25 protein-coding genes are annotated in these 23,373 nt (G+C 67.9%); 13 read left to right on the top strand and 12 right to left on the bottom strand.

What is annotated here, in order from left to right:
* Positions 1–42 precede the first annotated feature (42 nt).
* Together IAG39_RS12615 and IAG39_RS12610 are read right to left on the bottom strand one after the other, a co-directional pair.
* Positions 43–810: an IclR family transcriptional regulator gene (locus tag IAG39_RS12615; RefSeq protein WP_118932849.1), complete on the bottom strand. Its 768-nt coding sequence runs from the start codon at positions 808–810 to the stop codon at positions 43–45.
* Between the two features lie 160 nt (positions 811–970).
* Positions 971–1,924, bottom strand: coding sequence for a LysR family transcriptional regulator (locus IAG39_RS12610; RefSeq protein WP_118932848.1), 954 nt, complete (start codon positions 1,922–1,924; stop codon positions 971–973).
* Between the two features lie 137 nt (positions 1,925–2,061).
* Between IAG39_RS12610 and IAG39_RS12605 the strand changes: the two genes are divergently transcribed.
* Both IAG39_RS12605 and IAG39_RS12600 read left to right on the top strand, forming a co-directional pair.
* Entirely contained in the window at positions 2,062–3,054 is a 993-nt protein-coding gene (locus IAG39_RS12605; RefSeq protein WP_118932847.1) for a Bug family tripartite tricarboxylate transporter substrate binding protein, read from the top strand.
* 17 nt (positions 3,055–3,071) lie between these two features.
* On the top strand, positions 3,072–4,499 hold the full coding sequence (locus IAG39_RS12600) for an amidase (RefSeq protein WP_118932846.1): 1,428 nt from the start codon (positions 3,072–3,074) through the stop codon (positions 4,497–4,499).
* Positions 4,500–4,508: 9 nt separating this feature from the next.
* On the opposite strand, the gene IAG39_RS12595 is transcribed toward IAG39_RS12600, so the two are convergent.
* The gene (locus tag IAG39_RS12595; RefSeq protein ID WP_118932845.1) at positions 4,509–5,549 is read right to left on the bottom strand and encodes a metal-dependent hydrolase; all 1,041 of its coding nucleotides are present in this window, start codon (positions 5,547–5,549) and stop codon (positions 4,509–4,511) included.
* Positions 5,550–5,655: 106 nt separating this feature from the next.
* Between IAG39_RS12595 and IAG39_RS12590 the strand changes: the two genes are divergently transcribed.
* The 6 genes from IAG39_RS12590 to IAG39_RS12565 all read left to right on the top strand — a co-directional run bounded on the left by IAG39_RS12590 (position 5,656) and on the right by IAG39_RS12565 (position 9,943).
* Positions 5,656–6,294 carry a DedA family protein gene (locus IAG39_RS12590; protein ID WP_054455998.1) on the top strand — a complete coding sequence of 213 codons (639 nt, stop codon included), beginning with the start codon at positions 5,656–5,658 and terminating at the stop codon, positions 6,292–6,294.
* 16 nt (positions 6,295–6,310) lie between these two features.
* Positions 6,311–6,820, top strand: a complete 510-nt coding sequence (locus tag IAG39_RS12585) for a hypothetical protein (RefSeq protein ID WP_118932844.1) — start codon at positions 6,311–6,313, stop codon at positions 6,818–6,820.
* A gap of 69 nt (positions 6,821–6,889) precedes the next feature.
* The gene (locus tag IAG39_RS12580; RefSeq protein ID WP_187523940.1) at positions 6,890–7,576 is read left to right on the top strand and encodes a dUTPase; all 687 of its coding nucleotides are present in this window, start codon (positions 6,890–6,892) and stop codon (positions 7,574–7,576) included.
* Between the two features lie 173 nt (positions 7,577–7,749).
* Positions 7,750–8,442 carry a 2OG-Fe(II) oxygenase gene (locus IAG39_RS12575; RefSeq protein WP_165867846.1) on the top strand — a complete coding sequence of 231 codons (693 nt, stop codon included), beginning with the start codon at positions 7,750–7,752 and terminating at the stop codon, positions 8,440–8,442.
* A 50-nt stretch (positions 8,443–8,492) separates the two neighbouring features.
* On the top strand, positions 8,493–9,197 hold the full coding sequence (locus IAG39_RS12570) for a 2OG-Fe(II) oxygenase (RefSeq protein WP_118932856.1): 705 nt from the start codon (positions 8,493–8,495) through the stop codon (positions 9,195–9,197).
* A 14-nt stretch (positions 9,198–9,211) separates the two neighbouring features.
* Positions 9,212–9,943 carry a 2OG-Fe(II) oxygenase gene (locus IAG39_RS12565; RefSeq protein ID WP_223283242.1) on the top strand — a complete coding sequence of 244 codons (732 nt, stop codon included), beginning with the start codon at positions 9,212–9,214 and terminating at the stop codon, positions 9,941–9,943.
* Positions 9,944–9,955: 12 nt separating this feature from the next.
* On the opposite strand, the gene IAG39_RS12560 is transcribed toward IAG39_RS12565, so the two are convergent.
* Positions 9,956–10,891: a LysR family transcriptional regulator gene (locus IAG39_RS12560; RefSeq protein ID WP_059380482.1), complete on the bottom strand. Its 936-nt coding sequence runs from the start codon at positions 10,889–10,891 to the stop codon at positions 9,956–9,958.
* A 146-nt stretch (positions 10,892–11,037) separates the two neighbouring features.
* Between IAG39_RS12560 and IAG39_RS12555 the strand changes: the two genes are divergently transcribed.
* Together IAG39_RS12555 and IAG39_RS12550 are read left to right on the top strand one after the other, a co-directional pair.
* Positions 11,038–12,027, top strand: a complete 990-nt coding sequence (locus IAG39_RS12555) for a tripartite tricarboxylate transporter substrate binding protein (RefSeq protein ID WP_118932840.1) — start codon at positions 11,038–11,040, stop codon at positions 12,025–12,027.
* A complete protein-coding gene (locus IAG39_RS12550; protein ID WP_223283241.1) occupies positions 12,024–13,118 on the top strand; it encodes a maleylacetate reductase in 1,095 nt (364 codons plus the stop codon). Before IAG39_RS12555 ends, IAG39_RS12550 begins: the two co-directional genes overlap by 4 nt.
* 66 nt (positions 13,119–13,184) lie before the next feature.
* Here the strand turns inward: IAG39_RS12550 and IAG39_RS12545 are convergent, their stop codons facing one another.
* The 6 genes from IAG39_RS12545 to IAG39_RS12520 all read right to left on the bottom strand — a co-directional run bounded on the left by IAG39_RS12545 (position 13,185) and on the right by IAG39_RS12520 (position 18,743).
* A complete protein-coding gene (locus IAG39_RS12545; protein WP_059380480.1) occupies positions 13,185–14,297 on the bottom strand; it encodes an NADH:flavin oxidoreductase/NADH oxidase in 1,113 nt (370 codons plus the stop codon).
* A gap of 107 nt (positions 14,298–14,404) precedes the next feature.
* The gene (gene ehuA, locus IAG39_RS12540; RefSeq protein ID WP_059380479.1) at positions 14,405–15,175 is read right to left on the bottom strand and encodes an ectoine/hydroxyectoine ABC transporter ATP-binding protein EhuA; all 771 of its coding nucleotides are present in this window, start codon (positions 15,173–15,175) and stop codon (positions 14,405–14,407) included.
* Positions 15,172–15,843, bottom strand: a complete 672-nt coding sequence (ehuD, locus tag IAG39_RS12535) for an ectoine/hydroxyectoine ABC transporter permease subunit EhuD (RefSeq protein WP_118932839.1) — start codon at positions 15,841–15,843, stop codon at positions 15,172–15,174. The genes ehuA and ehuD overlap by 4 nt, the downstream gene beginning before the upstream one ends.
* Positions 15,840–16,493: an ectoine/hydroxyectoine ABC transporter permease subunit EhuC gene (gene ehuC, locus IAG39_RS12530; RefSeq protein ID WP_118932838.1), complete on the bottom strand. Its 654-nt coding sequence runs from the start codon at positions 16,491–16,493 to the stop codon at positions 15,840–15,842. Before ehuC ends, ehuD begins: the two co-directional genes overlap by 4 nt.
* A 10-nt stretch (positions 16,494–16,503) precedes the next feature.
* Entirely contained in the window at positions 16,504–17,412 is a 909-nt protein-coding gene (ehuB, locus tag IAG39_RS12525) for an ectoine/hydroxyectoine ABC transporter substrate-binding protein EhuB (RefSeq protein ID WP_118932837.1), read from the bottom strand.
* Positions 17,413–17,588: 176 nt separating this feature from the next.
* The gene (locus tag IAG39_RS12520; protein ID WP_118932836.1) at positions 17,589–18,743 is read right to left on the bottom strand and encodes an ABC transporter substrate-binding protein; all 1,155 of its coding nucleotides are present in this window, start codon (positions 18,741–18,743) and stop codon (positions 17,589–17,591) included.
* 263 nt (positions 18,744–19,006) lie between these two features.
* Here IAG39_RS12520 and IAG39_RS12515 point away from each other — a divergent pair, with 263 nt between their 5' ends.
* Positions 19,007–19,432 (top strand): OsmC family protein, encoded by a 426-nt coding sequence (locus tag IAG39_RS12515; RefSeq protein WP_059380474.1) that lies wholly within the window; start codon positions 19,007–19,009, stop codon positions 19,430–19,432.
* A gap of 138 nt (positions 19,433–19,570) precedes the next feature.
* A complete protein-coding gene (locus IAG39_RS12510; protein WP_118932835.1) occupies positions 19,571–20,860 on the top strand; it encodes an Nramp family divalent metal transporter in 1,290 nt (429 codons plus the stop codon).
* Between the two features lie 69 nt (positions 20,861–20,929).
* Here the strand turns inward: IAG39_RS12510 and IAG39_RS12505 are convergent, their stop codons facing one another.
* Positions 20,930–21,151, bottom strand: coding sequence for a hypothetical protein (locus tag IAG39_RS12505; RefSeq protein ID WP_054455972.1), 222 nt, complete (start codon positions 21,149–21,151; stop codon positions 20,930–20,932).
* 184 nt (positions 21,152–21,335) lie between these two features.
* Positions 21,336–21,944, bottom strand: a complete 609-nt coding sequence (locus IAG39_RS12500) for a TetR/AcrR family transcriptional regulator (RefSeq protein WP_059380472.1) — start codon at positions 21,942–21,944, stop codon at positions 21,336–21,338.
* 104 nt (positions 21,945–22,048) lie between these two features.
* Here IAG39_RS12500 and IAG39_RS12495 point away from each other — a divergent pair, with 104 nt between their 5' ends.
* The gene (locus IAG39_RS12495; protein ID WP_088159629.1) at positions 22,049–23,332 is read left to right on the top strand and encodes an MFS transporter; all 1,284 of its coding nucleotides are present in this window, start codon (positions 22,049–22,051) and stop codon (positions 23,330–23,332) included.
* Positions 23,333–23,373 lie beyond the last annotated feature (41 nt).

The following is a 23,373-nucleotide window of genomic DNA, read 5'->3' as shown; positions in this document are numbered from 1 at the left end:
GGGTGTCCGGCGGCGCGGACGCATCTGTGGGCCTGAAAGCGTTCAGGCCAGCCAATAGGGATCGTTCAGTTCGCGGCCCAGCGCCCCCACCTGCCGCAGCACCGACTCGCGCAAGCGCGCGACGCGGGCGGCATCGGCCTGGAAGGAAACGAAGGACAGGCACAGGCCGCGCAGTTCGCCGGTGGCGGGATCGCGCACGGCGGCTGCCACCGCGCCTATGCCCGGCATGGCCTGGTCGATGGCCACGCCGCAATGGTCGGCGCGGGTCTGCGCGACCAGGCGGGCCAGTTCGCCGACCGTGGCGGGACAGTCGCGGCCTTCGGTGGGCAGCGGCTGGTCGGCGTCGGCGCCGTAGAGCGCCTGGAACTCGGTTTCGCTCAGGCGCGACAGCAGCGCCCGGCCCATGGCCGTGCCCGAGGCGGCGCGGCGCGAACCGGGCGGCGACAGCACCTGCACCGGGTGCGAACCGTTCAGGCGCTGCAGCACCACGGTTTCGCGCTGATTCAGGGTGGAGAGATAGGCGGTCAGGCCGCTGTCGTCGGACAGCCGGGCCAGCACCGCGCGGCAGGCGTCGTCCAGCGGCGTGGCCGCCATGCCCGCGCGCACCGCCTGGGCCAGCATGGTCCCCGCGCGGTAACGGCGCGTGGCGGCGTCCTGGTCGAGCAAGCCGTAGTGCTGCATCTGGTTGAGCAGGCGCGACGCGCTGCTCTTGGGCATGGACAGGCGCGCCGCCACTTCCGTGAAGCTCAGCTCCGACGCACCTTCCGCGTACAGCCCCAGCACGCGCTGGACGCCATCGAGAATACTCATGCTTGTTCCATAAAACGGAACTTATGTTCCTGTAATTTGAACAAGAATAATGCGGGGCTCGTCGGCGGTCAATACGGAAGGACCATGAAAAAGCCCCGGCGGTCGCCCCCGGGGCCTGGTCGCGGGAGCCGCGAGCGCCCGCGTTGACCAACGCAATGCTTCAGACCATCGGGCGCCCGTCCTGCGGCGCCTCGCAGAACTGCAGGAAGCGATGCAGCGGCGTCTGCCGTTCGGCGGCACGCTGCCACGCGAGGACCGTAGGCGGGTTCTGTACACCCAGCTCGACCGGCAGGATGACCGCCTCGGCCCCGACGGTCAGACGTAGTGCCGCCGCCAGCGGCAGCATGACCAGGTAATCCGTGGTGCGCACGAATTCATCGGTGAGCAGCAGATCGCTCACCTGGATGCCGCGCGGCGGCAATTCCAGGTCGCATCCCAGGAACAGCGCGGTCAGCTTGTCGTGCATCATCGTGCCCGGACGCGGCTTGCACCAGGGTTCTGCGTGCAACTCGCGCAGCGTAAGGCGGCGGCGGGCGGCCAGCGGCGACAGCCGGGCGTTGGCGACGACCACCAGCGGCTGCGGCGGCACCAGCCGCAAGCGTCCCAGGCCAGGCGCTATCAGCTCGGGCGTGTCGTAACACACCAGCGCGTCCAGCTTGTCGTCCAGCAGCAGGTCCGCCATGGCGCGGTATCCGCCGGCCTGCACATCGAGCGCGACGCCGGGCTGCGCCTGGTTGAAGGCATGGATCAAGGGCGCAAGAGTCAGTTTGCCCATGTCGGTCGCCACGCCGATGCGCAAGTCGCCCAGACGGCCGCTGCGCACATCCGTAACGGCCTGGGCCAGTCCGCGGGATTGCGCCACCACGGCCTCCATCATGGGCAGGATCTGGCGGCCCATTTTCGTCGGACGCTTGGCATTGCCGATGCGCTCGAACAACTTGAAACCCAGCTGCGATTCCAGCTCGGCCAAGGTCTTGGAGACCGCGGACTCGCTCACGTTCGCGGCGGCGGCCACCTCCTTGGCCGACGGCGCATCGCGCAGCGCCAGCGCAATCTGCAAATGCCGCAGCTTCAGGCGCGAAGCCAGCGACTCGATGGGCTGCGGCTTGACCATTTTCTCAATCCCTTAGTCGAATAATTCACTATACGGTAAACCCTTGCGGACCGATGATAGCGGCATAGCGCGTGGCCATGAGCCGATCCGCGGCCGGCCAGGCCTCAGGAGCAATAGAGCGCAAACAGGAGACCGCCTTGCCAGCCCGACCCCGCCTTCTTGCCTTTATCCTTGCCGCCGCGACCGCGGCGGGCCTGCAACCCAGCGCGATGGCCCAGGAGCCAGCCAGCGGCGACAAGCTCGTGCGCCTGGTGGTCGGCTACGCCGCGGGCGGCGCCGCCGACGCGGTGGCTCGCGCCTATGCCGAACAATTGCAGGCGGCGGGCTACGCCAACGTCATCGTCGAAAACCGCCCCGGCGCATCGGGACGCCTGGGTTTCGACGTGGTGAAACGCGCCAAGGCGGACGGGCTCACCCTGTACCTGGGTTCGTCGCCGATGTTCGTGATCTTTCCGCTGACCTACAAGAAGCTGGGATACGACCCGGACCATGACCTGCGCCCCGTCGCCCTGGTGGCCGACGTGCCCACCGGCGCCGTCACGGGCGCCGCCCAACCCTACGGGAACATGGCCGAATACGTGCAATGGGCCAAACAGGCGCGCGCCAAGGCGACCCTGGGCCTGGCGACGCAAGGCAGCCCCGGCCAGTTGGGAACGATAGAAATGGGCGGCCAGAACGGCCTGGAGGTCGTGCCCGTGCTCTACCGCGGCGCGGCGCCGATGCTGGTGGACGTGGCGGGCGGCGAAGTGTCGATGGGCTGGGACGCCGTCGCCAGCATGCTGCCGCTGTACAACGCCGGCAAGGTGAAATTCCTGGGCGTGGCAGGCAGCCGCCGCCTGCCCACGCTACCCAATGTGCCGACGCTGCTGGAACAGGGCTACCCGCAGTACCAGCATGCCGCCAGCTGGTATGGCGTGTACGCGCCCGCGGCCACGCCGGACGCCACGATCGCCCAGCTGGAACAGGCTTTTGTCGCCGCCGGCAAGCGGCCAGCGCTGGTGGAAAAACTGCAGACCGCGGGCTTCCTGGTCGAACCCCAGGACGCGCAGGCCGCCAAGCGCCGCATCGGCGTCGAACGCGCGCACTGGGCCCCCATCGTCAAGGCCGCCGGCATTTCCTTCGACGAATAAGGCGGAACGTGGTTTCGATGAGCGACTCTCTTTGCGACTTGAGCGCGGTCGAGGCCGCGCGCCTGGTCCGAACCAAGGCGGTGTCTCCGGTCGAGCTGGTGCGCGCCTCCCTGGAACGGGCCGAGCGGCTGCAGCCCGTCCTGAACTGTTTCATCACGCTGTGCGCGGAAGAGGCCATGGCCGAAGCCCGGCTTGCCGAAGCCGCGCTGATGCGCGGCGATGCTGCCGGCCTCTTGCATGGCCTGCCCTACACGGTGAAGGACCTGGTCAATACCGCGGGCGTGCGGACCACCTTCGGCGCGTTGCCGTTCAGCGCGAACGTGCCGGCCGAAGACGCCGTGGCTGTCGCGCGGCTGCGCCAGCAAGGCGCCGTCCTGATCGGCAAGACCACGACGCCGGAGTTCGGCTCCAAGTCCATGACGGATTCGCCGCTGTTCGGCCATACCCGCAACGCCTGGAACCTGGAACGCACCTGCGGCGGTTCCAGCGGCGGCGCAGCGGCGGCGACGGCGGCCGGCATCACGGCGCTGGCCGTGGCCAGCGACGGCGGCGGCTCCACCCGCATCCCCGCCGCGTGCAACGGCGTGGTGGGATTCAAGCAAAGCCTGGGCGCGATCCCGCACAGCCAGGCGCAGGACGCCATCGGCAACCAGACCTACGTGACGCCGACCACGCGCACCGTGGCCGATACCCGCTTGATGATGGCGGCCATGGCCGGTCCGCATGACTGCGATCCATGGTCGCTGGGCATACCCAGGGTCGACTACGCCGACGCCGCGGCCGGTCCCGAGACGCTGCGCGGCAAGCGCGTCCGCTATTGCCTCGCCCCGCCCGGCCGCCCCGTGGCCGCCGACGTGCGCGGCGCGTTCGAGGCCGCGCTGGCGCGCCTGGCCGATCTGGGCGCGGAAGTCGAACCGTTCGACGGCGCGGGCTTCGATGTCGAGCCGATCTGGCGCGTCATCAACCACACGGTCTGGCGCACCCGCTTTCTGCCGCTGATAGAACGCGAACCCGACGCCTACAGTCCCACCTTCCGGCGGCAGATCGCCACCGCCGCGGCGTTCAGCGCCCAGCAATACCAGGAAGCCATGTTTGCCCGCACCGCGCTCTACCGCAAGGTGCAGGCCCTGTTCGGCCAGGCCGACCTGCTGGCCATGCCGACCATGTCGCGCACCGCGTTGCCGCTGGGCACGGACATATTCGACACCATGGACATCGACGGCCGCCCGTACGGCGACATCCGCGCCCATTGGTATCCGTGGACCATGCTGTTCAACCTGACCGGCCACCCAGCCATCAGTGTGCCTTGCGGCCTGGGCCAGGATGGCCTGCCGATAGGCTTGCAGCTGGTTGCCCCTTGCCACGCCGACCTGCCGCTGCTGCAGGCGGCCGAAGCCTACGAGCAGGCCCGCGCGCCGCTGCCGCGGCCGCCCGCCATCGCGTAGATCGCGTCCCTACCTGGTCGACAGCTCCGACCACTGCGCCAGCGGCAAGGGCGGCTGCGCATGCAGGATGCGGCCCAGCACCAGCTTCAGTTCGGCCCAGCCGCCGCGCTCGGTGGGCCAGCTGGACGGCGTCACCGCCTGCCAGTTGCCGCCCGCCGCGCGTTCGGCCATCTTGAAGCGGAAGGTGTAATGTCCCGCCATGCCCATGCGCAGGTCCGTGACCACCAACGCATTGCCGATGACGTCGTAGCGCAGCCAGTCGTCGGTGAACCAGCTCAGGCGCTGGTGCAGCGGCACGTCCGCCAGCGCCTGCGCCACATGCAGGTTGAGCGGCTGGCGCAGCCATTCCGGCGGATCGCTGTCGAACAGGCTGCTGACCGATTCGTAATAGTGGCCATCTGGCGTCTTGGCGATGACGCGCCACACCAGCGTGTTGAAAGGCATGGGCACCGCGCGCAGTTCGCTCAGCGCAATGCCCTGCCCCTGCATCGCCTCGCGCACGCGGTCCTCGGCGGCGATGCGTCCGGCCAGCCCGAATCCCAGATAGGCGGTGCTGAACACCAACGCCGCGGCCAGCAGCCGGCGCGCCGTCAGCGTCATGCCGAAGCCGATGGCGAACAACACCGCCAGCAGCAACGGCACGGTATAGACCGGGTCAATGATGAACACGGCGGCCCAGCTTTCGGGGATGAGCGCCAGCGGCCAGAACAGCTGCGTCCCGTAGACCGTGAAGGCGTCCAGCACCGGATGGGTCACCAGCACCAGCCATAAGGTCAGGAACAGCCGGCGTCCGCTGTATGGCGCCTGCGGCCAGTATTTGCGGATCAGCCAAGTCAGGAAAACAGCCAGCCCGGTCAGCACGAACACCGAGTGCGAGAAGCCGCGGTGGTAGGTCATGAGCGACACCGGGTCCGGATAGCGCATCAGGACGTCCAGATCCGGCACCGTGGCCAGCGCCGCGCCATAGATCAGCGCCCGGCGTCCCTGCACCCGCCCCAGCAGGGCGCCCTGTATGCCCGCGCCCAGCACCGCCTGCGTAACCGAATCCATAACTCTCCAACAATTAGCTTCATCCAGACGGACTATACGGCGCACCGACAGTTCCGCAGGCGTTAACATACCTGATTGCATCCAGCTAATTTTCAACTTCGTAAATATGGACCAATACATCGACCAGATCGCGATGTTCATCGAGGCCAACCAGGCCTGGGCGGGACCGATCACCTTTCTGCTCACGCTGGGTGAATCCATGGTGCTGCTGGGCCTGTTCATCCCGGCCACGGCCTTGATGCTGCTGACCGGCGGCCTGATCGGCGCCGGCACCCTGAATCCCTGGGCCATCATCGCCTGGGGCATCGCCGGCGCCATCGTGGGCGACGCGCTGTCCTACTGGCTGGGCCGCTGGGCCGGCCCCGGCATCCTGCGCCGCTGGCCGCTGAAGCAGCAGCGCAGCGGCGTGGCGCGCGCGCGCCTGTTCTTCTACCGCTACGGCTTCGCCTCCGTGCTGATCGGCCGCTTCCTCGGCCCCATCCGCTCCACCATTCCCACCGTCGCGGGCGTCATGGGCATGGGGCACAGCCGCTTCCAGATGGCCAACGTCGCCTCCGCGATCCTCTGGATGCCGCTGATGCTGGCCCCGGGCTACATCACCGCGCGCAGCCTGGGCACGGCGGACAACGCGCAACAGATTGCCATGATGATCGGCGCGGGACTCTCGGTACTGCTAGGATGCGGGCTGTTGATAGCCATGCTGCGCAAGCGCCGGGTCCCGGCGCGCCAACGCCGCGGCAACTGAACCGGAGAGAGGGGCAATGGCCATAGACGGGGAACCCAGGAATGGCGATTTCGCGCGCTACGTCGAAAACCTGACGCGCGCCGGCGGGGCATCGCCGGGACAGGTTCCCGACAAGCGGACGGACTCCCGCCCGGCAGCGCCCCCGCCTCCTGCCTCGCCATCCGAAACGCTGTCCGGCGCGCCCTGGGGCAAACCGGCCCCGCCGCCCCTGCAATCGCGGCAAGCGCCCACGGCCCCGGGCCAGACGGATGCCGCCGAGGTATCGATGGCCCGCCAAGCCACCCAGCGCAAGATCGGCGTCATCCTGACGGTGGGCGGCATCCTGGCCGGCTGGGCAGGCGCGCGCATCATCTTCGAAGCCCTGCGCGGCCCCGGCTTCGACCTGGACGAAGCCATGCCCGCCGTCTTCCTGTTCTTCTTCGCCATGATGCTGTTCAAGGCGGCCCGCAACGCGCGCAATCCGCGCAACAAGACGCCGCTGCCGCCGCTCAAGCGCTCCTCGTACCGCAAGGACGGCGGCGCCTGATTCCGCCATCGCGGCGGCGCGGCGCGGACGGGCAATGGTGCTAACATTTCCGCCGCTGTCGAAAGACCCATGAACCACGGAGTGAAAGTGAATAACGTAGTCGGATTGAACCAGGCCCAGGCGGCCACGATGCTGAAGCTGCAGGGCCACTTGAACAGCATGATCAATCCGGATTGGGTCAACGGCGGAGCCCGCTTCCTGCGCGCCGCCTTCGTCGAATCCGCCGAAGCGCTGGAACACTACGGCTGGAAGTGGTGGAAGAAGCAGACCATCGACCTGCCGCAAGTGCAGATGGAGCTGGTGGACATCCTGCACTTCTATCTGTCGCACACCATCGTCCAGTCCCGCGGCGACATCGCCGCCGCCGCCGGCGCGCTGGTCGCCGACCTGTCCGGCCCGGCTTCGGTCGCGCTGGACGGCAAGACCCACACGCTGGACCAGCTGAACGTGCCCGAGCTGCTGGAACTGATCGGCGGCCTGGCCGTATGCGGACGCGCCAGCTTCAAGGTGCTGGAACAGACCATGACGTCCTGCGAGATGAGCTGGAACGACGCCTACACGCAATACGTGTCCAAGAACGTGCTGAACATCTTCCGCCAGCAGCATGGCTACAAGGAAGGCACCTACATCAAGATCTGGAACGGCGAGGAAGACAACGTCGTGCTGGCCCGCCTGCTGTCGCAGCTGGATCCCGCGCGCGAGGATTTCGCCGACCAGCTGCATCGCGAACTGGAGCAGGCTTATTCGCGCCTCTGAGCCGCGACGGTTCCTGCCCGCCCGAAGAACGCCGCATCCGCGGCGTTTTTTGTTTTGGGGGGATGCCAGCGCAACAAACGGAGTTTCAAATGGGCGGTGGATTTCTACACTGACCTCGCCTGTAATCGCAGGGAGGACCGGGCATGCGCGCCGCGGCAAGCGGGAACGAAGACATGACAGCAACAGCCTATGACTGGCAGAACGTGGAGCACGCGCTTGATGCCCACGGCAACGCCGTGCTGCCCGGACTGCTGACACCCGCGCAATGCCGCGCCCTCGCCGCCCTCTATCCGGATGAAGCGCGCTTTCGTTCGCGCATCGTCATGGCGCGGCATGGCTTCGGCCGCGGCGAATACAAGTACTTCGCCTACCCCCTGCCGCCGCTGCTCGATCAGCTGCGCCACGCGCTCTATGCCCGGCTGGCGCCGATCGCCAACCGCTGGAATCAGCGGCTGCGCGCGGACACGCAGTACCCGCCCGAACTGGACGCCTACCTGCAACGCTGCCACCGGGCGGGCCAGACGCGTCCCACGCCATTGATGCTCCAGTACGGCGCGGGCGACTACAACTGCCTGCATCAGGATCTCTATGGCGAGCATGTGTTTCCGCTGCAGGTCGCCATCCTGCTGTCGCAGCCGGGCAAGGAATTCACCGGCGGCGAATTCGTCATGACCGAGCTTGCGGCCCGGAGCCAGCGCGCCGACGTCGTGCCGCTGGACCAGGGCGACGCGGTGGTGTTCACCGTCAATCAACGGCCCGCGGCGGGCGCGCGCGGGCCGCGCAAGGTCGCCATGCGGCATGGCGTGAGCCGCGTGCGCAGCGGCCGGCGCCATACCGTGGGCCTTATTTTTCATGACGCGGCATGATGCCCCGTTCGCTTGCGACCATCGATGAGGACCCTATGCATGACAGCGGCATGAACGCCCCCGAAACCAGCCTGGACCGCCTGGACTGGACGGACATCGGATCGCAGCTCGACGCCGAAGGCTATGCCGTGCTGCCAGGATTGCTGGGCGCGGAACTGGCGCGCAGTCTGGCACGGCAGGCCGACGCGCCGCCTGCCCGGCGGGTGAGCCTGACATCTGCCGGCCTGGGCCGCGGCGACCTGTACTACTTCGACGCCGGCATGCCGCCGCCGCTGGAGCAATGGCGCACGGCGCTGTACCGTCGGCTGGCCGTTCACGCCAATCGCTGGAACGAGCTTCTGGACGTTTCATCGCGCTATCCCGATGAGCTGGACGATTTTCTTCAGCGCAACCGCGACGCCGGCCAGGCCCGGGCGCAATCGCACCTGAGCCGGCTCGGCGTCGAAGACTACATGGCACTGCACCAGCGCACTGAAGGCTTGCAGGTCTTCCCCATGCAGGTGGTCGCGCTCCTGTCCGAACCGGGAGACGGATTCCAGGGCGGCGAGTTCGTGATGACGGAGCAGCGCCCGCGCATGCAATCGCGTCCGCTGGTGGCGCCGCTAGCTTGCGGCGATGTCGCCATCATCGCCACGGGGGAACGCCCCTTTCACGGTTCCAAGGGTTATTACCGCGTCAACCTCAAGCATGCCGTCAGCCGCGTGCGCAAAGGAGTCCGCATCGGCCTTGAACTGTTTTTCCACGATGCGCCCTGATGCCAGCCCAAGCCATGCCCACATCGACCATGCTGCACGATCTGCCTGAAACCCGGATTGCGGATGCGGACTGGCAGGCTGTCGAAGACGATCTCGGCCGCGATGGCTACGCCGTGCTGCCGGGGCTGCTGACGCAGGCCCAGTGCGAGGAGCTTGCGGCCGGCTACGGCGAGCAAGCGCGCTTTCGCAGCCGCATCGTGATGGAACGCCATGCGTTCGGCCGCGGCGAGTACAAGTACTTCAGCTATCCGCTGCCCGATATCGTCGCGGGCTTGCGGCAGTCGCTCTATCCGCGCCTGGCGCCCATCGCCAACCGCTGGCATGCCGCCATGCGCCTCGAAGCGCGCTTTCCGGCGACGCATGACGAATTCCGGGAGATCTGCCACGCCGCCGGACAGCGCCGGCCCACGCCGCTGCTGCTGCGCTACCAGGCGGGCGACTACTGCTGCCTGCACCAGGACCTGTACGGCGACCACGTCTTTCCATTCCAGGCCATCTTCCTGCTCAACGAGCCGGGACGCGATTTCGAAGGCGGCGAGCTGCTGCTGGCCGAGAGCAATCCCAAGCAGCCCGGCCGGGCCGACGTGGTGCCCTTGCGGCAAGGCGATGCCGTGGTGCTTGCCGTCAACCACAGGCCTGTGCGGTCGGCGCGCGGCTATTACCGCGCGAATCTGCGGCACGGAGTCAGCCGGCTGCGCAAGGGCGAGCGGCACACGCTGGGCATCATCTTCCACGATGCCAGGTAGGCTGCGTGATCGTCAGGCCGCGCGCGCAGCCTCGATGGCGGCATCCCAGACGGAAGGCGAGCCGATCTGCCGCCGCAACTGCTCGGTGAAGGCGCGGATGCGCGCGTTGGCGCGCGGCATGGCGCGCAGCAGGTAGATGCCGCTTTCGGGTGGCGGGCTGGCGTCCTGCAACGTCAGTTGCACCAGCCGGCCCGCGCCCAGGTCCACGCCCGCGGACCAGTTGGGCATGAGCGCGATGCCCAGCCCTTCCAGCGCCGCGAACCGGCGCGCGTCGCAGTCGTCGCATTCCAGGACGAACCTGGCGTCCCGCGCCCATTGGCCATCCCCCAGCTCGCGCCAGCCGCGCACGCTGGTGCTATGGCGCCGGTCGATAAGGCGATGGCGCGACAGGTCCGCCAGCGTGCGCGGCACGCCGTGGCGTTCCAGGTATGAGGGCGCGGCGCAGATCAGATAACGGTGGCTGCCGATGCGCTGCCCGATCAGGCTGCTGTCGGGCTGCTGCCCCACCCGCACCACCACGTCCATGCGTTCGACCACCGGATCCACCACGCGCTCGGTCAGTTCCAGCTCCACCTGCAATTGCGGATGGCGCTCACCCAGCTGCTGCAGCATGGGCACCACGTAGCGCCGCGCGAACGCCGGCAGGCAGCTGACCCGCAACAAGCCCTGCACGGTCTGCTCCAGCGAAATGACTTCGGAACGCGCCTCGGTCATGTCGTGCAGGATCTTCACGGCGCGCTCGTACAGCACCTCGCCGGCCTCGGTGGGCATCAGTGCGCGGGTCGAGCGCACGAACAGCGGCACCTTGAGCTCGGACTCCAGCGCGCCGATCTGCCGCGCCACGGACGAGGCCACCATGCCGCGGCGGCGGGCCACCTCGGAAAAGCTCTGGGCGCGGGCGACGTCGACAAAGATGGACAGGCTCTCGGCGAATTTGACGGTTTTCATTTGTGCGTGCAGCGCAAAAGGCTTTGGCGTGGGACGCCAGCTTTCCTGGGAGGTTTGGCAATTACGATAGCGTGCATGGCCGCATTTTGGCAATTTTGACAAAGATAAACGGCCGACTACAACGACGACAAGCCCTGGAGACACGCATGCCCCCGACTACCGCCCCCCGCCGTTCGCACCGCGCCCTGCTGGCCAGCGCCGCCCTTGCCGCAGGCGCCTGGGCCGCCGCCCTGCCCGCGCTGGCGGATTCCTATCCCAGCAAGCCGGTGACGGTGGTGGTCCCCTTCGCCGCGGGCGGCACCGTGGACCGGGTGGCGCGCCAGGTGCAGCAGGCGCTGCAGGACAAGCTGGGCCAGACGGTGGTCATCGACAACCGCGGCGGCGCCGGCGGCACCATAGGCACGGCGCTGGTGGCCAAGTCCGCGCCTGACGGCTACACAGTGGAAATGGTGTTCGATTCCTACGCCACCGAGCAGCACATCTACCCCAAACTATCCTACGACACGGCGCGCGACCTGACCGGCGTGTCTTACATGGTGCGCTCGCCCATGGTGCTGGCCGTGACGGGCAACGGCCCCTATCAGACGCTCGCCGACTATGTCGCGGCCGGCAAGAAGGGCAGCGTGTCCTACGCCTCGGTCGGCGCGGGCAGCTCCAACCATCTGGCGGCCGAAATGTTCCACCAGGCTGCCGGCACCAGCGGCATCCATACGCCCTACCGTGGCGGCGGCCCGGCCGTGTCGGACCTGATGGGAGGACATGTGGAGTCCATCATCGCCAGCCTGCCGCTGGTGCTGCCCCACATCCAGAGCGGCAAGCTGCGCGCGCTGGCCGTGACCGCGCCCAAGCGCGTCGCGGCCCTGCCGGACGTGCCCGCCATCGCCGAAAGCTATCCGGGCTTCGAGATCTATTCCTGGGTGGGCATGGTGGCGCCCGCGCAGACGCCGGCGGCGACGCTGGACAAGCTGGCCGACGCCACCATCGCCGCGCTGCGCGATCCGGCCGTGGCCGGACGCATCACCGAATCCGGCTTCGAAGTGGTGGCCGGCGGCCGCGACGACATGAACCGGCTGGTGCAGGCCGAGTCCCAGCGCTGGGGCGAGCTCATCAAGCGCCGCGGAATCGTTGCACAATGACCGACATGCAGACGGGGAACGCCATGCACTCCTTCATCTACGCCAGCCGCGCCCAGCGCGTGGTCTTCGGACCGGGCAGCCTGGGCGGCCTGGCGGCCGAACTTGATGCGCTGGGACTGCGGCGCGCGCTGGTACTCTGCACGCCGCCGCAACGCGCGCAGGCCGAACGGGTCGCGGCGCTGCTGGGCGAGGCGCGGGTGGCTGGCATCTTCGACCAGGCCGTGATGCACGTGCCGATCGAAATCGCGCGCCAGGCGCGGGAGGCGGCGCGCAAGCTGGGCGCCGATTGCGCGGTAGCGGTGGGCGGCGGCTCCACCATCGGCCTGGGCAAGGCCATCGCGCTGGATTCCGGGCTGCCGGTCATTGCCGTCCCCACGACCTATGCGGGCTCGGAGATGACGCCGATCTACGGCCTCACCGAGAGCGGCCTGAAGAAGACCGGCAAGGATGACCGGGTGCTGCCGCGCAGCGTGGTGTACGACCCCGAGCTCAGCCTGTCGCTGCCGGTATCGATGAGCGTGACCAGCGGCATCAATGCCATCGCCCATGCGGCAGAGGGCCTCTACGCGCAAGACGGCAATCCGATCATGGACCTGATGGCGCAGGAAGGCATACGCGCGCTGGCGCAGGCGCTGCCCGCCATCCACGCAGGCTCCCAAGGCGCGGAACTGCTGCAGGCGCGCAGCGACGCGCTCTACGGCGCCTGGCTGTGCGGCACGGTGCTGGGCAGCGTGGGCATGGCGCTGCATCACAAGCTCTGCCATACGCTGGGCGGCAGCTTCAACCTGCCGCACGCGGAAGTCCACACCGTGGTGCTGCCGCAAGCCCTGGCCTACAACGCCGCGGCCGCGCCCCGGGCCATGGAGCGCATCGCGGCGGCGCTGGGCGCGCCGGCTGCCGCGGCGGGCGTATTCGATCTGGCCAGCACGCTGGGCGCGCCCACGGCATTGCGCGACATCGGCATGCGCCAGGAAGACCTGGACCGCGCCTGCGACATCGCCATGCAGACACCCTACCCCAATCCGCGCCCGCTGGAACGCGAGGCCTTGCGGGCGCTGCTGCAAAACGCCTACGAAGGAAAACGGCCGTGATGGGTCAAGCGCGGCGGCCTATGACAGCCTCTTTTCGGCGCTGACGCCGCGCTGCGCCCATCCCGCTCACCGTTGTCCGAAGCGCGTCTCGCCAAACAGCGCCTTCTGCTCACGCGGCTGCGAGCGCCAGTACTGGCGCGGCGCGCTGACCTGGCCGCCCAGCTGCGCGGCGGCGTGCCAGGGCCAGCGTGGGTCGTACAGCATGCCGCGCGCCAGCGCGACCATGTCGGCCTGGCCGCCCTGGAGAATGTCTTCGGCCTGCTGCGCCTCGGTGATCAGGCCTACCGTGATGGTCGGCATGCCCACCTTGCGCTTGATTTCGTCTGCGAACGGCACCTGGTAATTCGGACCCACGGGTATCTTCTGCTGGGACGAGACGCCGCCGCTGGAGACGTCGATGAATTCACAGCCGCGCTCCTTCAGGGCTTGCGCCAGGACCAGCGTCTGTTCCAGGTCCCAGCCGCCTTCGACCCAGTCGGTGGCCGACACGCGCACACCCAGCGTCACCGACGGCGGAATGGCCTCGCGCAGCGCCTGGAAGACTTCCAGCGGAAAGCGCATGCGGTTCTCGAGCGAACCGCCGTAGGCGTCGTCGCGCCGGTTGGACAGCGGCGACAGGAACTGGTGCAGCAGATAGCCGTGCGCGGCATGCAGCTCGATCGCGTCGAAGCCCAGCCGCACGGCGCGCCGGGCACTAGCCACGAAGGCGTCGCGCACGCGCGCCAGGCCCGCCGCGTCCAGCGCGTGGGGCGGCGGTTCCGACGCGTTGTGCGGCACGGCCGAAGGCGCCCAGCCTTGCCAGCCGCCGGACTCGGGCGGCACCAGTTGGCCGCCGTTCCAGGGCGCTTCGCTGGACGCCTTGCGGCCCGCGTGGCCCAGCTGTATGCCCAGCTTGATGGGCGCGTAGCGGCGGATGGCGGCGACGACGCGGCCGATGGCCGCCTCGGTTTCGTCGGACCACAGGCCCAGGTCTCCCGGGGTGATGCGGCCGTCTGGCTCCACGGCGGTGGCCTCCACGAACAGCAGCGCGGCGCCGGACAAGGCCAGGTGCCCCAGGTGGATCATGTGCCAGTCGGTCGCCAGGCCGTCTTCAGCCGAGTACTCGCACATGGGCGCAATGACGATGCGGTTGGCCAGTTCCAGCTGGCCGATGGACGTGGGACTGAAAAGCAGGGACATGCTGGAGCCTCCGGGGCGTGGGATGCGACAGCATAGCGCCCCGGCCCGTCCGGGAACCTGAATACCGCAGCCCCGGGCGGGGTCAAGGCGCGTCCGCAAGCGATGCGCTACTGCCCTTCGATCACCGAGTCCAGGAACTGGCGCGTGCGCGGCTCCTTGGGCTGGCTGAACAGCACCGACGATTCGGCGTCCTCGACGATGTTGCCCTGGTCGAAGAACAGGGTCCGGTCCGAGCTGCGTTCGGCGAACTTCATCTGGTGGGTGACGATGATCATCGTCATGCTGCGCCGGGCCGACAGGTCGCGCAGGATCTGCAGGATGCCGCCGACCAGTTCCGGGTCCAGCGCCGACGTCACCTCGTCGAACAGCATGATGTGGGGGCACATGGCCAGCGCGCGGGCGATGCCCACGCGCTGCTTCTGCCCGCCCGACAACTGCGCCGGATAGACATCCAGCTTGTCGCCCAGGCCGACCATTTCCAGGTACTCCACGGCCTGTTCGCGCGCCTGGGCGCGAGGCATGCCCCGCACATGCAGCGGCGCTTCCATGGCATTGGCCAGCGCCGTCATGTGCGGGAACAGGTTGAAATGCTGGAACACCATGCCGATCTTGCCGCGCACCTTGCGCAGGTGCTCCGAGTTGGGGCCGACAGAACGGCCTTGCGCGTCGGTCCACATGGGCACGCCGTCGATCTCGATATCGCCGCTGGTGGGCCGGTCCAGCGTCATCAGCACGCGCAGCAGCGTCGACTTGCCCGAACCCGAGGGGCCGATCACGGCCACGGTCTGGCCCGACGGTATCTCCAGGTTGATGCCGCGCAGCACCTCCAGTTCGCCGTACTGCTTGCGCAGGTTCTTGATGCTTATGCTGGCGCTCATCTTTTTCCTCCATATCGTTGCAGGCGGGCCTCCAGGCCGCGCACGCCCCAGGCCGCCGCCAGGCTCAACGCCAGGAACAGCAGGCCCACCAGTGTCAGGGGCTCGGTGTAGCGGAAGGTGGCAGAGCCGATCATCTTGCTCTGCTGCAGCAGTTCCACCACGGTGATCGCCGACAAGAGCGGCGTGTCCTTGAACATGGCCACCAGGTAATTGCCCAGCGCCGGCACCACCGGCGGAATCGCCTGCGGCAGCACCACGCCCACCGCCGTGCGCCAGCGCGACATGTTCAGCGCGGTGGCGGCCTCCCATTGGCCGCGCGGCACGGCTTCGATGCCGGCGCGGTAGACCTCGGCGCAATAGGTCGCGTAGTGCAGGCCCAACGCGGTGATGCCGGTGGCCAGCGGCGACATCCGCACGCCGGTCAGCGGCAGCACGTAGAACAGGAAGTACATCTGCACCAGCAGGGGCGTGCTGCGCACGAACTCGATCACGAAGGCCGTGGGCAGGGACACTATGCGCAAGCGCGAACGCCGCAGCAGGGCCAGCGCCAGGCCCAGCGTGACGGCCACCAGCATGCCCAGCACCGTGGCCTGGATCGTGATGAGCAGCGCGGAGCCCAGCGTGGGCAGGATCTCCAGGGCGAAGGACCAATCGAATACCGGCTTCATCGCACGCGCACCTTGCGTTCCAGCAGACGCACGCCGCCCGTGATCAACAGGGCCACCGCGAAGTACATCAGCAGCATCAACGTGAAGATCTCGGTGGTGCGCAGGGTCTCGCTGCGCAGCAGCTGGCCGCGGAAGGTCAGGTCGGTGATGGTGATGAGGGACACCAGCGCGGTGTTCTTCAGCAGCTCGATCAGCAGGTTGCCGGCCGGCGGCAGCATGGCCGGCACGGCCTGCGGCACCACGATGCGGCGCATGATCTGGCCGCGCGTCAGGTTCAGCGCGATGCCGGCTTCGCGCTGCCCTGGCGGCACCGCTCGGATCGCGCCGCGCACCACTTCCGCGCCATAGGCGCCGGCGTTCAAGGCCAGCACCACGATGCCCACCAGCATGGCCGGCAGCTGCACGCCGAACAGCGGCAGCACGAAGTAGAACCAGAACAGCTGCACCAGGGCCGAGGTGCCGCGAAATACCTCGACGTAGACCGCCGCGATCCAGCGCAGCGGGCGCAGGGACGACAGGCGCCCGATGCCCGCGGCCAGCGCCAGCGGAACGGCCAGCACCACGGCGCCGGCCATGATCTCCAGGGTCACCGCCAGCCCCTGCAGGAGCGGCGGCGCCAGTTCGGCGAAATGCTCGGATATCAACCGCATGCGCGCCCCCCTACTGACCGGCGCACAGCTTGGCGGCCGTGACCCCCTTGGGCAGTTCCTGCGCGGTGAAGCCGAAAGGCGCCACGAGTTTCTGGTGTTCTTCGGTGCCGATGAACTTGGCCAGTTCGGCGTTGAAGGCGTCGGCAAACGCCTTGTCGTCGCTGCGGAACGCGTAGGCGCCGTAGCCGCGCACGTCCTTGCCATCGATGACCGGGTCCTTGAACGGATCGGCCTTCTCCAGGCCGCTGGCCGCGCTGGTCTTGCCCATCAGGTCGTTGACCGTGAGCGCCGTGGCCGCATAGGCGTCGGCGCGCCCCGCCTGCACGCCGGACAGCGCGCTGACCGCGTCCGGGAACACCACCACCTGGGCGGGCGGCACCTTGATCTTGGAGGCGTATTCCGCTTCGATCGCGCCCACCACCACGCCCAGCTTGGCGTCGGGATTCTTCATCACGTCTTCGTAGCTGTGCAGGTTCTTGGGATTGCCCTGCTTGACCAGGAAGGACTGGCCCACGCCATAAGTGGGGTCCGAGAACGCCACCTGCTGGCAACGTTCGGGCGTGACGTACATGCCCGCGGCGATGATGTCGAAACGCTTGGCCTGCAGGCCCGGAATGAGCGAGCCGAACTCGGTCAGCACGCCCTCCACTTCGTTGATGCCCATGCGCTTGAGCACCACCCGCGCGATCTCCACCGATTCGCCGGTGACCTTGCCCTCCTTGCTGTCCATGAACGCGAACGGCGCTTCGTTGGCGTAGCCGATGCGTATCTTGCCGGCGGCCTTGGCGGCTTCCAGAGTGGACGCGGCGGCGGGCGCGCTCGCTGCCGGCGCAGCCTTGTCGGATCCCGAGTCGGAACATGCCGCCAGTACTCCCAGGCTCAAGGCGGCCAGCATGCGTCTGGATCGGATAAGGCTCATGGCAGTTTCTCCTGTATTTATTTCGAGGTATATGGATTCACTAAAAATGATACGCTATTAAATGATTTCTACACGAATGATGTGTCCGAAAAAAAGCAGGCCGCAGCCTGCTTTTTGCGCCATCTCCCTATGGGAGGTCAGGACAAGTTACGAATGGCAGAGATATATGTCCCTACTTATTCCGCGTAGGAAAAACGGCCGTTCCTGACGATGCCCATGACGCGGGCGCGCTCGTCGAAGCCCTGGTGATTGTCCTTGGTGATGTTGAGCACACCATTGGGCACGACCAGGTCGCGCGTGTTTTCCAGCGCGTCGCGCAAGGCCGCGCGGAACTCCGGGGTGCCGGGCTTGGCGCCGGATTTCAGCGCGCGCGCCACCGCCGAGTCCAGCAGCATCCAGGCGCCATAGGCGTCGCCCGCGAACTGGGTCAGCGTGTTGGCGCCGTAGCGCGCTTCGTACTTGTCGGCGAAGGCCACCGCCACCTTCTTGACCGGGTTGTCGTCGGGCAGTTCGCGCGCCACCACGCCGGGGCCGGTGGGGAACAAGGTGCCCTCCACATCCGCGCCGCCGACCTGCAGGAATTCCAGCGTGCCGATGCCGTGCGTCTGGTAGATGGCGCCGGTGTAGCCGCGTTCCAGCAGCGTCTTCTGCGGCAGGGCCGACGGCGTGCCGGCGCCGGCGATCAGCACGGCGTCCGGCTTGGCGGCGATGACCTTCAGCACCTGGCCGACCACGGAGGCGTCGGTGCGCTGGAAGCGTTCCTGCGCCACGATCTTCAGGTCGGTCCCGGCAGCCGCCGTGAACTCCTTCCACCAGCTGTCGCCGTAGGAATCCGCGAAGCCGATGAAGGCCACGTTCTTCAGGCCCTTCTTCTTCATGTCCGCCACCAGGGCGGTAGCCATCAGCGAATCGTTCTGCGGCATCTTGAAGGCCCAGGCGCGTTTCGGATCCGACAGCGGTTCGACGATGACGCTGGAGGCGGCCAGCGCGATCATGGGCGTGCCGGTTTCGGCCAACACGTCCAGGCCAGCCAGCGCGGCGGCCGTGGTGTTGGGGCCGACGATGGCGTCGACCTTGTCTTCCGAGGTCAGCTTGCGCATGTTCTTCACCGCGCGGCTGACGTCGGTGCCGTCGTCCAACACCACGTAGCGGGCCGGCTCGCCGCCCAGCGTGGCCGGCCACAAGCGGATCGCGTTATTGGTCTGGATGCCGATGGCGGCGGCCGGACCGGTGGTGGACACGTCCACGCCGATGACGATTTCAGCCTGGGCGGACAAGGCGGGGACGGCCAGCGCGATGGCGCAGGCGTAGCGGACGAGCTTGTAAGACATGACAGCAGTTCTCGGCGAGGTTTGAGCAGATGCCTGTATTTTGCCTGATGGGTGAGCGCCGCCTTGCGACCCGGATCAATAAAGCGGGCCTGCGGTTACATCGGCTTGCCGTTGCGCGCAGACGCTTTCCGCGCCGGACGCATGCGTCCGCCGTATCATCGTCCATGCCATCTCAGGCAAAGCGCCCCGCCCCAGCCGGCGGCCCGCGCCCTCCCACACCGGCCGCGCACGCGACGGGCGCGGCCCTTCTACAGGAGTCACGCATGAAGAAAACCGCAAGCGCCCACTGGTCGGGCGATCTGAAGACCGGCAAGGGCACGATCTCCACGCAGAGCGGCGCGCTCAAGGAACAAGCCTACGGCTTTAACACCCGTTTCGGCGACACCCCGGGCACCAATCCCGAGGAACTGCTGGGCGCGGCGCATGCCGGCTGCTTCACCATGGCCCTGTCCAACATCCTGTCCGAAGCAGGCATGGTGGCGCAAAGCCTGGACACCAAGGCCGAGGTCACCCTGGACAAGGTGGACGGCGGCTTTGCCATCACCGCCGTGCACCTGACCGTGGAAGCCGTCATCCCCGGCGCCAGCGCCCAGGCCTTCGAGGACGCGGCCCGCAAGGCGGAAAAAGGATGCCCCGTGTCCAAGGTGCTGAACGCCAAGATCTCCATGGACGCCAAGCTCAAGTCCTGATCCTCTCCCGACCCGTGGCCCGTCCACCAAGGGCGGCGCCACGGGATCCATTGGGCCGCCCTATCCCCTGCTTGCCCAAAATCAATTTGACGACCGCTTTCCCCAAGAGGATGATGAGAATCATTCTCAGGAGTGAGCATGGGCCAATTCATCTACGCGATTTCCGGCGGCAGGACCGCGCTGGCACAGGACGTCCAGGTATCGGCGGGCCTGCGCCGCATCGCCGGCCCCGGCATCCTGGTGGCCGTGGGCTATATCGATCCGGGCAACTGGGCCACCGACATCGCGGGCGGCAGCGGCTTCGGCTACGGGTTGCTGCTGGTCGTCGTCAGCTCGGCCCTGCTGGCGCTGGGCTTCCAGATTCTGGTGTCGCGCCTGGCGCTGGCCACCGGACAGGACCTGGCCACGCTGACGGCCCGCCACCTGTCGCCGCGCGTGGCGAAGGCCGCCTGGCTGGCCGGCGAGGCGGCGATCCTGGCGACCGCCCTGGCCGAACTCATCGGCGGCGCGATCGCGCTGCGCCTGCTCTTCGGGCTGCCGCTGATCGCGGGCGTCGCGGTGACCGGCGTCGGTACTTTCGCCGTGCTGGCGCTGACACGTGGCAACGCCGACAAGCATGAACGCTTCATCGCGCTGCTGCTGTCGGTGGTGGCGATGTCCTTCGTGTTCCTGCTGTTCAAGGCCAACCCGGCCTGGACGGAGGTGGCGCACGGGGTCACGCAGACCGGCCGCGCGCTGCGCGACCCGCAGGGCTTCCTGATCGCGCTGGGGATCCTGGGCGCGACCCTGATGCCGCATAACCTGTACCTGCATTCCGGCTCGCTCGCGCAACGGGCGCAGCAATTGCCGCCGGCCGCCCGCGACCTGGCCATGCGCGTGGCGCGCAACGACACCGTCGTGTCGCTGGGCCTGGCCATGCTGATCAACGCCGCCATCATGATCGTCGCCGCCGCCTCGCTGTCGGGCTCGGGCATCATCGTTTCCAGCCTGGACGACGCGCATGCCGTGATCGCCCAGACCCTGGGCATCGGCGCGGCCGTCGTGTTCGCCGTGGCGCTGTATGCCGCGGGACAAAGCTCCACCATTACCGGCGTGCTGGCCGGACGCATCCTGTCCCGCGGCTTCCAGGTGCGTAGCGGCTGGTCGGACCGCCGCCGCGCCCTGGCGACGCGGCTGGTGGCCGGCGCGGCCGCCGTTGGCCTGCTGGCGTTCACCGGCGGCCAGGATCCGGACGGCCTGCTGGTGCTGAGCCAGGTCATCCTGAGCCTGGCCCTGCCCTTCGCGCTGGGGCCGCTGGTGCTGCTGGCCTGCCGCAAGAGCCTGATGGGCAGGTACGTGCTGCGCGGCGCCTGGGCCTGGGCGGCGGTTGCGGCCACGCTCGGCATCCTGCTGCTGGATGGCTATCTGGTGGCTGACATGCTGGTCTGATCCCCAGGGATAGCCAAGCATAAAAAAACGCCAGCAATGCTGGCGTTTTTCTCGTACCCGCTTTCGGGCTCAGTGGTAGGCGGAGACCACGGGGTGCTGGCGACGGCCGGCGTCCATGTCGTGCAACACCTCGCCGACGGCGCCGCCGAAGGCGGCCAGGCGCACTTTCAGGCGCAGCCAGCGCGAACCGGAAGCGTGGCCGGACAGGCTTTCCGCGATGATCGCGTCATGGATCAGGGTACGTTCCAGCTCATCCGACATGCGGGCATTCTTCAGCGCGGTATCGCTCATGGTTCTCTCCTTGAGAAAGCGATGTGGAACAACACGAGTCCATCTTAGACCTGTGCTTGCTGCGCCGCAATAAATTTCTTAAGCATTTTTTTGTGCGTTGCGCAATGGGGACAAACACCAAAAATGGTGCACATGTGCACTGCTGCCCGCACCTTTCTTGTGCCACCCTTTCCCGGGCGCCTGATCAGCGCTGCGCAAGATGCGCCTGGATCAGCATGTCCGCCATCTGCGCGACCCGGCCGGCAGGCCCGCCTTCGCCAAATAGCTGGCTGGAAACAAAGGCCCCCTCGAACAACAGCAACAGGCCATCGCCCAGCGCGTCGGGATCAGCCGCCCCCATTTCCGCCGCCATGGCGGCCAGGCGCCGCCGCAGTTCGGCCTTGTGCTCCACCGCCACGGCGCGGGCGGGATGGCCGGCTTCGGGGTATTCCACCGCCGCGTTCGTCAGGCCGCAGCCGCGGTAGCCGTTCTGCACCGCGCGCACGCCCAGACCGGTCAGGTAGGCCAGGATCTGGGCCCGCGGGTCGCCCGGATGCGCCGCGCAGGCCGCGTCGAAGCGCGCCCAGAACTCCGCGTCGTAGTCGCGCAGATAGGCCGCCGCCAGCTCGTCCTTGGACGAAAAGCTGCGGTACAGGCTGGGTTTGGTCACGCCCGCCTCGTTGACGATGGCGTCCACGCCCACTGCCCGTATCCCGTCCCGGTAGAACATTTCCCGCGCAGTCTTGCGGATGCGCTCGGCCGCCAGCGGCGGCTTGGATGCGGGCCGGTCGGCGGCAGAGGTTTTGCTGGCCATGAATGGGCTCCTTTTCCGGTTGGCGGATACGGCGAAAAATTGCTTGACTATGTTACTGACCGGTACGTACTATTCGCAAACTCCATTACGTACCGGTCAGTAACATGAGTATAGCCCACCCTCCCGTCCCTTTCCGGCGCGCCGGCCAGAAGTACGCTTTCGTCGTCGTCGCGGTCATTTTCCTGTCCTTGCTGGTTTCAGCCGGCCTGCGTTCCTCGCCCAGCGTGTTGCTGGTGCCTCTGGAGGAGACCTTCGGCTGGAGCCGCAGCACCATCTCGCTGGCCGCCGCGGTCGGCATCTTCCTGTATGGCATGGTCGGGCCGTTCGCGGCCGCCGCGATGGAGCGTTTCGGCTTGCGGCGCGTGCTGATCGGCGCGCTGATGCTGATGGCCGCATCCAGCGCGGCCAGCGCCTTCATGACCCAGTCCTGGCATCTGCTGCTGACCTGGGGCGTGTTCTCGGGCCTGGGGTCCGGCGCGGTCGCCGTGGTGCTGGGCGCCACCGTCGTCAACCGCTGGTTCACCAAGCACCGCGGCGTAATGATGGGCCTGTTGACCGCCAGTTCCGCCACCGGCACGCTGGTGTTCCTGCCGGTGCTGGCGGCGCTGGCCTCGTCGGGCGACTGGACGCGCGTGGTGTGGACGGTCGCGGCCGCGGCGGCGGCGCTGGTGCCGCTGGCCTGGTGGCTGGTGCCGGACCGCCCATCCAGCGTCGGGCTGGTCCCCTTCGGCAGCGATCCGCATGCGCCGCCCGCGCCTGCCGCGCCGCGCACCGGCATGCTGGCGGCCACCTTCGGCGCGCTGGCGCGGGCCTCGCGCACGCGCACCTTCTGGTTCCTGTTCGCCACCTTTTTCGTTTGCGGTTTCACCACCAACGGCCTGGTGGGTACGCACCTGATCGCGCTTTGCGGCGACCACGGCATGCCCGAGGTGCAGGCCGCGGGTCTTCTGGCGCTGATGGGCATCTTCGACCTGATCGGCACCACGGCGTCCGGCTGGCTCACCGACCGCTACGATCCCCGCAAGCTGCTGTTCGTCTACTACGGCCTGCGCGGACTGTCGCTGATCTACCTGCCCTATTCCGACTTCTCGTTCTACAGCCTGTCGATCTTCGCCATCTTCTTTGGGCTGGACTGGATCGCCACGGTGCCGCCCACGCTGCGCCTGACGACAGAAGCCTTCGGCGAGCGCGACGCTTCCATCGTGTTCGGCTGGATCGTCGCCGGCCACCAGCTGGGTGCGGCCAGCGCCGCCTGGATGGCGGGCGCCGTGCGCGAAGCGCAGGGCAGCTACCTGATGGCCTTCGTCATCTCCGGCATGACGGGCCTGATCGCCGCCGTCATCGCACTGATGATAGGCAGGAAGCGCGTGGTGGCGCAGCCAGCCTGAGTGCGCCCGCAGTCGGACAGCCGAGCCCTGGGCCCGCGCTG

Source organism: Achromobacter xylosoxidans, from assembly GCF_014490035.1.
GTDB lineage: Bacteria > Pseudomonadota > Gammaproteobacteria > Burkholderiales > Burkholderiaceae_B > Achromobacter > Achromobacter bronchisepticus_A.
The sequence above is the reverse complement of the archived record's forward strand: the minus strand, read 5'-3'. Positions and strand labels throughout refer to the sequence as shown.